The sequence below is a fragment of the Clostridium celatum genome (genome assembly GCF_021412605.1).
Classification (GTDB): domain Bacteria; phylum Bacillota; class Clostridia; order Clostridiales; family Clostridiaceae; genus Clostridium; species Clostridium celatum.
This window is the reverse complement of sequence record NZ_JAJKGM010000023.1, coordinates 46,183-52,982: the sequence shown is the minus strand read 5'-3', so window position 1 is coordinate 52,982 and position 6,800 is coordinate 46,183. Positions and strand designations below refer to the sequence as shown.

The 6,800-nt window shown below is 25.4% G+C and carries 8 protein-coding genes; 6 read left to right on the top strand and 2 right to left on the bottom strand.

What is annotated here, in order from left to right; translation table 11 throughout:
• Positions 1 to 225, top strand: a 225-nt coding sequence (locus tag LPC13_RS10675) for a transposase (RefSeq protein ID WP_234088799.1), incomplete at its 5' end; no start/stop codon positions are given.
• Positions 226 to 442: 217 nt separating this feature from the next.
• Here LPC13_RS10675 and LPC13_RS10670 read toward each other — a convergent pair.
• Positions 443 to 2,344, bottom strand: a complete 1,902-nt coding sequence (locus LPC13_RS10670; protein WP_040418403.1) for a segregation/condensation protein A — start codon at positions 2,342 to 2,344, stop codon at positions 443 to 445.
• Between the two features lie 508 nt (positions 2,345 to 2,852).
• On the opposite strand from LPC13_RS10670, the gene LPC13_RS10665 reads away from it, so the two are divergent.
• The 3 genes from LPC13_RS10665 (at position 2,853) to LPC13_RS10655 (ending at position 3,896) form a co-directional block, all read left to right on the top strand.
• The gene (locus LPC13_RS10665; protein WP_157464278.1) at positions 2,853 to 3,005 is read left to right on the top strand and encodes a hypothetical protein; all 153 of its coding nucleotides are present in this window, start codon (positions 2,853 to 2,855) and stop codon (positions 3,003 to 3,005) included.
• Between the two features lie 277 nt (positions 3,006 to 3,282).
• The gene (locus tag LPC13_RS10660) at positions 3,283 to 3,450 is read left to right on the top strand and encodes a hypothetical protein (RefSeq protein ID WP_005209951.1); all 168 of its coding nucleotides are present in this window, start codon (positions 3,283 to 3,285) and stop codon (positions 3,448 to 3,450) included.
• 77 nt (positions 3,451 to 3,527) lie between these two features.
• Positions 3,528 to 3,896, top strand: coding sequence for a hypothetical protein (locus LPC13_RS10655; protein WP_005209949.1), 369 nt, complete (start codon positions 3,528 to 3,530; stop codon positions 3,894 to 3,896).
• Between the two features lie 167 nt (positions 3,897 to 4,063).
• Here LPC13_RS10655 and LPC13_RS10650 read toward each other — a convergent pair whose 3' ends face one another.
• Complete coding sequence (locus LPC13_RS10650) at positions 4,064 to 5,239, bottom strand: AI-2E family transporter (RefSeq protein WP_005209947.1); 1,176 nt, start codon at positions 5,237 to 5,239, stop codon at positions 4,064 to 4,066.
• Between the two features lie 414 nt (positions 5,240 to 5,653).
• On the opposite strand from LPC13_RS10650, the gene LPC13_RS10645 reads away from it, so the two are divergent.
• Positions 5,654 to 5,803, top strand: a complete 150-nt coding sequence (locus LPC13_RS10645; RefSeq protein ID WP_005209945.1) for a hypothetical protein — start codon at positions 5,654 to 5,656, stop codon at positions 5,801 to 5,803.
• Between the two features lie 163 nt (positions 5,804 to 5,966).
• Positions 5,967 to 6,731 (top strand): hypothetical protein, encoded by a 765-nt coding sequence (locus tag LPC13_RS10640; protein WP_005209943.1) that lies wholly within the window; start codon positions 5,967 to 5,969, stop codon positions 6,729 to 6,731.
• The last annotated feature ends 69 nt before the right edge of the window (positions 6,732 to 6,800 follow it).

The following is a 6,800-nucleotide window of genomic DNA, read 5'->3' as shown; positions in this document are numbered from 1 at the left end:
AAAATGATCTATACAACTAATGCACTTGAAGGATTCAATAGACAGGTACGTAAGTATACTAAATCTAGAACTATATTTCCTACAGATGAATCTCTAAACAAGTGCGTATATCTAGCGACTATGGAAATCATGGAAAAATGGACTCAACCAGTTCCAAACTGGGGTGCTACGTTAGCGGAGCTAACATTATTCTTTACTGAAGAATTAAAAGATGAATTAGCATAATAGCTTGTACTTTTTATAAATTTTATGCATATTATCTAACTTTTGTTAAATAATATAAAAGAACAGAAAAACACATTATTAGTATTTCTAGATAATAAAAAAATATTACTGGAAATCAAAATTTCCAGTAATATTTGATTTATAAGAAACTATATTACACAAAATTATCTACAGTCTCTAGATAAACAATAAGTTCTACTGGATTTTTATTATTTTTCTAAATATCTAAAAGATTCTTTTTATATGATGAATACATGCTTCTTAATAAACTCATTTTATCTTCAAGTTCTAAATAAAGATCAGAAGCAAGTTCTAAATTGTTTTCTGAAATTGCATTTTTAAGTCGTGTGAATAGGCTCTCAGTTGAATTAGTATCTTTCATTATATAAAGTCTTAAGTCGTGAATTTGCATCCAATTAGTTAAATCTAAATCTAATGCTTTTTCACTATTATGAAGGCATTTACAGTTTCTTATTTCTGTAGTAAATTTATTAACTATTCTATGAGCAATTTCCATAGTCCATCTTTTCATAACTGCCATTCTAAAACTATTTATAAGTTGATCAGTTAATACACCGTTTCTTTTTAAAACTTCAACTTTTTCGGGATATTTATCTAAAGCCTTTATATTTTCATATATAGTTGCTGGAGCTTTGCTAAAGTACTTATTTCTTTCTTCTTCTGTAAAGTCTTCAAACACATCTTCTTCAGCTCTATATTTTCTATATTTTTCTAAATAGTCAGCTTCTTCACCATATTCTTTAGAAAGTTCAGCTAAAAGATCATCTTCTGATTTATTGTTTTTAATTGCATAAAGGATACCATCAAGCATTGCCATATAGCACACAGCTATAGTTATATATGCATTTGAGTGTGGATTTGGTGAACGAAGTTCAAATCTTGTAGCTAAAGGATTAGCTAAATCTCTTATAAGCCCAACTAATATTGATCTATTTCTAGATGGATTACTTGGAGATAATCCAAGAGAAGTAACTATGCAAACTGGAGCTTCAAATCCAGGTTTTAATCTTTTAAGAGAGTTATTAGTTGAAGATATAAATGGATTCATAACTTCATAATTTTTAAGTAATCCCATTAGAGAAGAGTAGCCAATAACACTTAGGAAATGGTCTTTAGTTGTATGGAATAAATTAATTCTCTTACCGTTTTTAAGTTTTAAGCTAATACCTAAATGAACATGCATACCAGAACCAGCAACTCCATCAAGTGGTTTAGCCATAAATGTAACGTCTAATCCATGCCTTCTATAAGTTTCTTGAACTAATATTTTAATAAATAATTCATTATCAGCTGCTTGAACAGCATCTGAATATTTCCAGTCAACTTCAATTTGTTCCATTACGTGATTGAAGTTACCAGAAGCATCAAGTTTAGCTCTAACTCCACCAACTTCTTTATGACCCATTTCAGGTTCAAATCCATAAGCTTCCATTAATAATAAACTTTCTTCTAATGCAGTACGAACCTTTCCTTTTGTTCTTGTCCAATATTGTTCATGAAGCACTTGAGAAGTAGATAATTCTTCAAGTTCAGCATCGCTATTTGGAGTTTTAACCCAAAATTCTAATTCCGTTGCAGAAGTTATAATTATTTCTTCAACCTCATCTTTAGTTAGGTCATATGCTTTTAAAACTTCAGGATGAGTGTCGAATATTTGCCATAACGTCTCTTTAAAAGTTTTAACTGCGTTGTTAAGAATATTTCTTGAATCTACAGGTTTATTATCATGATATAAAAAACAAGGAATTCTTAATGTTCCTACAGGTTTATTTGTTACAGTGTCTATAAAATCATAATTATAGTCAACAAACCATTTACAGTTTAAGTCTGCAACCATATCAACTTTTGCATTATTTAATGTTGCAATTCCAGGCAATACAACTGAAGAACCATCAGTTTGAACTGCAACTCCATGCATAAAAGAATCTAAATCACTTAGGAATAAGTTAACAGGAATCTTTTCATCAGTATCATTTCCAGAAAGATCTATTCCTACAAATGAAACAAATTTTATTTCGGGATGATTTAGTAGTATTTCTTTTACTTGCTCTTTTGTGTGATTTTCCTTTGGGATAGTATAAAGTAAGTTATTAATCATAAGCTTTAATCTCATAATATTACATCAGATAATGAATATATGAAATTTGGTCACATCCTTTCTTGTATAAAATTCGAATAAAATGGGTAAAAAGTAAGAAAATGTTCGTAATTTCCTTAAGGAAATTTTATTATATTAAACAGATACTGTCAATAAATTATTTTTCTAACAATCTATAGGTATAATATTAATAATATGATAAGGATTTAAAAAAAATTATACTAATTAAATGTATTTACAAATTATAACATAAATATTTATAATATAGATAGAATAATGTTTAAAAATGTATAAAAAAGTAAAATTTTAATGTGTTAAAGATAAATGGAAATATTTATTTTTGTATTAAGCATTAAATTAAGAATAATATTTAGTTTAAAAATGAAATAATTGGTAATAATAATCTATGTAATTAAATTATTAAAATATGGAAAGCCGAAAATATCTATACAGTAAATAATATCCATAGGTAAAAATAAATTGACAATGCAAAATGGAGGAGTATAAAATGGATAAAATCAGATGCCCAAAATGTGGAGAAATTATTACAGAAAATCCGGAGTGTGTTTCTACTGGGATTATAACTTGTGATGAATGTAAGGAAAAAGTAATTTGGAAGTGTGATGGTAAGGAAACTATAGCCAAGATATATACTTATTAATAAAATAAATATACCGTATATATAATTTGAATTTATTTGAGTTATATATATGGTATTTTTCTTTTTTAGTATAAAAGGAGAAATACTTATAAATAATTTTATAAATTCAAATTATATAACAGAAAATAAACTCTTTTTGATGGTGTATATTATAAAATATATGGCAGTAAAATATTAATATTGCAATTGATTTCTATTATATGGTAAAAATGATTTTGAAAGAATATAATAGATAGTAAACAGGTTAAATTTTTCGTTAATTAATTGGGGGATTAAAATGAGAAACAAAAATAACCAAGAAGATAAAGTGGTATTTTTACCTTTAGGAATAGCATTAGGAATCTCAACAGGTGTTTTCTTTAATGAGATATCTATTGGATTATGTTTTGGAATTTTAATTGGAGTTATAGCTGATTATGTAGTTAATCAAAATAGAAAAAAATAATTATTTAAAATTCTAAATGATTAGTAAAAATATTTAGGCAATAATCAAGAAATTTATAAGATGGGGGTAAAATAAAGATGAAAAAAGTGATGGCTTTATTAAGGTATGGGTTATATATATTGATTTGGACTATAATAGCTGGAGTTATTGCACTAATAATATCTAATAATTCTACATTAAATTATAAAGATGCAATATTTATAGAAGGAATATTATTAATTATAGTAGGCTTTTTTAGTTCTATGAGAGGAATATCTATAAGTTCAATAAATTTAATAGGACAAGATACTGGATCATCTTATAATAATTATACGAACCTTGAAGCTGCAAGGAGGGAGCAAGAAAAACCTGTAAATAAACTTAAGAAAAATTTAAGCATAGGGGTTAGTTACATCACGCTAATTATTGGGGGACTAATAACAATGCTAATAGGTTGTTTAATATAACTAAAAGTTAAAGTTAACCGAAAAAGTGCTGATATAATTTGACTATTATATCAGCACTTTTTCTAATCTAGCATTTAATATAATTTGATAGAAAATAGACTCTTAAGCGTTATTTCTAAAGGTGATATCGAAACTTTTTCCATATAATGTTGGATAGTAATATTACTTTATTGTTCGATAGTTATGTATTTTTCGTACCACATGTTAAATAATACTCTAATTGATGCTACAATTGGCACAGCAAGTAGCATTCCAAATAATCCACCTATATTTCCACCAATTAAAATTGCCATCATTGTAAATACTGGATGAAGTCCTACACTATTTCCTACTATCTTAGGAGCTAAGAAGTTATTATCAACTTGTTGAACAATAAGCATAGCAATAATAGCATAAAGTACTTTTATAGGTCTTCCGCTCAGTAACCCCATAATAGCGGCAAGAACAGTTCCAACAATAGGACCTACATAAGGAATAAGGTTGCATATACCGGCAATAATTCCTATTACCACAGCATAGTCTATTCTTACAATTGCAAGTGCAATAGAAGATAATGCACCAACAAAAAAGGCTTCTAATAATTGACCACGAATAAATTTTGAAAATACATCATTTATAACTTTAAATATTTTAATTATTTTATTTCCAAGAGAACTTCTTCTAAAAATTAGGTTATATAGTTTCTTCCACAAACCTATAAAATACTCGTAATCTTTTAAAATATATATACTTATAATTAAAGCTATGAAAAATGAAGCAATACTGCTACCAATAGACATTATATTTGATGTCATAGCACCTAAATTACTCATAATATAAGTTTGTAGTGCATTTACAATTTGAATAATATAAGGTTCAAGTGAATCAATAAAAGGAATATTTAAATTACGTAAAGTAGTTTCTATTGATGAAGTAGAAAATGAATTAGTGTTAAGATAGTTAGATATATCATCAATAATATTACTTATTGTTGGATTATTTGATAATTGTCCACCAATCATAAAGTAAATTCCCCAAAGAATTATTAAAATTACTCCTAAAACAAGGACGTAAGATGAAATAATAGATAATAATCTTCTATTATCATGCTTTTTTACTTTATAAAATGAATTTGTTCTTAAAAAGTTTTCTACAGCCTTAGTTAAAGGAAATAATAAGTATGCAATAATTAGAGCAATAATTAGAGGCTTTATTAAATTAAGACCATGGTGCAGAATATTTATAGTAGTAGTAAAAATCGTACCTATATTAGACATTATAGTAAGAGCTAAGTAGATAGCTATGGAAGTAAGACTAACATATAGGCAGTATTTAAGTAGCTTTTTATCATAATGTATTTTCATATTTTAAGTACCTCCTATTAAAAAATTTCCTAATTTTATAATATAAAATATAGTATAACATAAAGTTTGGAAAATTAGTTCTAAAACATATTTTTAATATAATTAATATAGCATTCATATTTACATAATTAGATAAACAGATATAATTATTACACTATATATCAGGTGGTTAATTTTTTAATATTATTAATTTTATTAAATTTAAAATATTAAGAAGGAGAAAATAAAGAAGTGTAGAATTAATAAAATATTGGAATATATAGAAAAAAATACAAATAAATTTTAAGTAAAGGTTACCAAAAAATTAATGAAATATGAATATTCTATAGAGTAACACATATAAAATACAAGGTAGAATATAAATTATAATATTGGAGATATTAAGTTTTATATTATTTTTAGGAGGATTATGGTATGGAAAATGTATATTCAAAGATTGATGTAAATGCTTATGTAGCAAAGTATATGGATGAGAATGGATGCAATTTAGATGAGGCATGTGAAGAATTAGGTATAGATCCATCAACAGTATTTACAAATGAAAAAAATGAAGAATTATCTTAAATAAAGATAGAATTTATTTTTAATAATAAAGTTATAATTGTAAGAAAATAATTACAATTATAACTTTATTTATTTATATTTACTTGAATAAATTTAATTGATATACTATAAGCGCCATAAGAAAAGAGTATCCCTCAATTATATACATAAGGAGAGAAAATAGTTGAAGAAAAAAACTAAAGAAACTATATTAATAGGTGCAGGATTGGTAATATTATCATTAGTATTACATTATATTCATATTTTACTTTTTAAAGATGTACATCACACACTAATATTTTTAGTAGCAGATATTGCATTTATACCAATGGAAGTATTCTTTACTACTATAGTAATTGATAGAATGCTTGAAAAGAGGGAAAAGGAGCATTTATTAGAAAAATTAAATATGCTTATAGGACTATTCTATACAGAACTTGGAACAAAACTACTTTCAGATATAGTGAAAGGTGATACACATGGAGTTATGGCTAATCATAGAACTATAACTGCAGATACTTGGTGTGGTAAATCTTTTTCTAAGTTACATAATGATATTTTAGAATATGATTATGAAATAGATATTAATAAAATTAATTTAAAAGATATAAGAAATAAATTAGATGAAAATAGGGATTTACTTATTAATTTAATTTCAAATGGAAATTTATTAGAGCATGAAACTTTTACAGAAATGCTAATGACTATAATGCATTTAAAGGAAGAATTAGATACTAGATATTCACCTGATATAGAAGAATATGAAATACAACATATAGAAAAAGACTTAATGGTTGTATATAAGTATTTAACTATAGAATGGGCTGAATATATGAAGTATCTAAGTAAAAATTATCCAAGTTTATATTGTAAGGCACTTATAAACAATCCATTTGATAATAGGGATAAAAAAGAAAAAGATAAGTGTTTTTTAGAAAATAATAAGTAAAATAAATTAAATATAAGACAAAAGCATAAAATAAATTTGTCTTATATTTTTTTGTGATAAAATATACAT

Bases quoted from the DNA above. Each gene is read 5' to 3' on its own strand.
- LPC13_RS10660 (WP_005209951.1), top strand. From the start codon at position 3,283: ATGAGAAACAAAAATAACCAAGAAGATAAAGTGGTATTTTTACCTTTA.
- LPC13_RS10655 (WP_005209949.1), top strand. From the start codon at position 3,528: ATGAAAAAAGTGATGGCTTTATTAAGGTATGGGTTATATATATTGATT.
- LPC13_RS10650 (WP_005209947.1), bottom strand. From the start codon at position 5,239: ATGAAAATACATTATGATAAAAAGCTACTTAAATACTGCCTATATGTT.
- LPC13_RS10665 (WP_157464278.1), top strand. From the start codon at position 2,853: ATGGATAAAATCAGATGCCCAAAATGTGGAGAAATTATTACAGAAAAT.
- LPC13_RS10670 (WP_040418403.1), bottom strand. From the start codon at position 2,344: ATGATTAATAACTTACTTTATACTATCCCAAAGGAAAATCACACAAAA.
- LPC13_RS10645 (WP_005209945.1), top strand. From the start codon at position 5,654: ATGGAAAATGTATATTCAAAGATTGATGTAAATGCTTATGTAGCAAAG.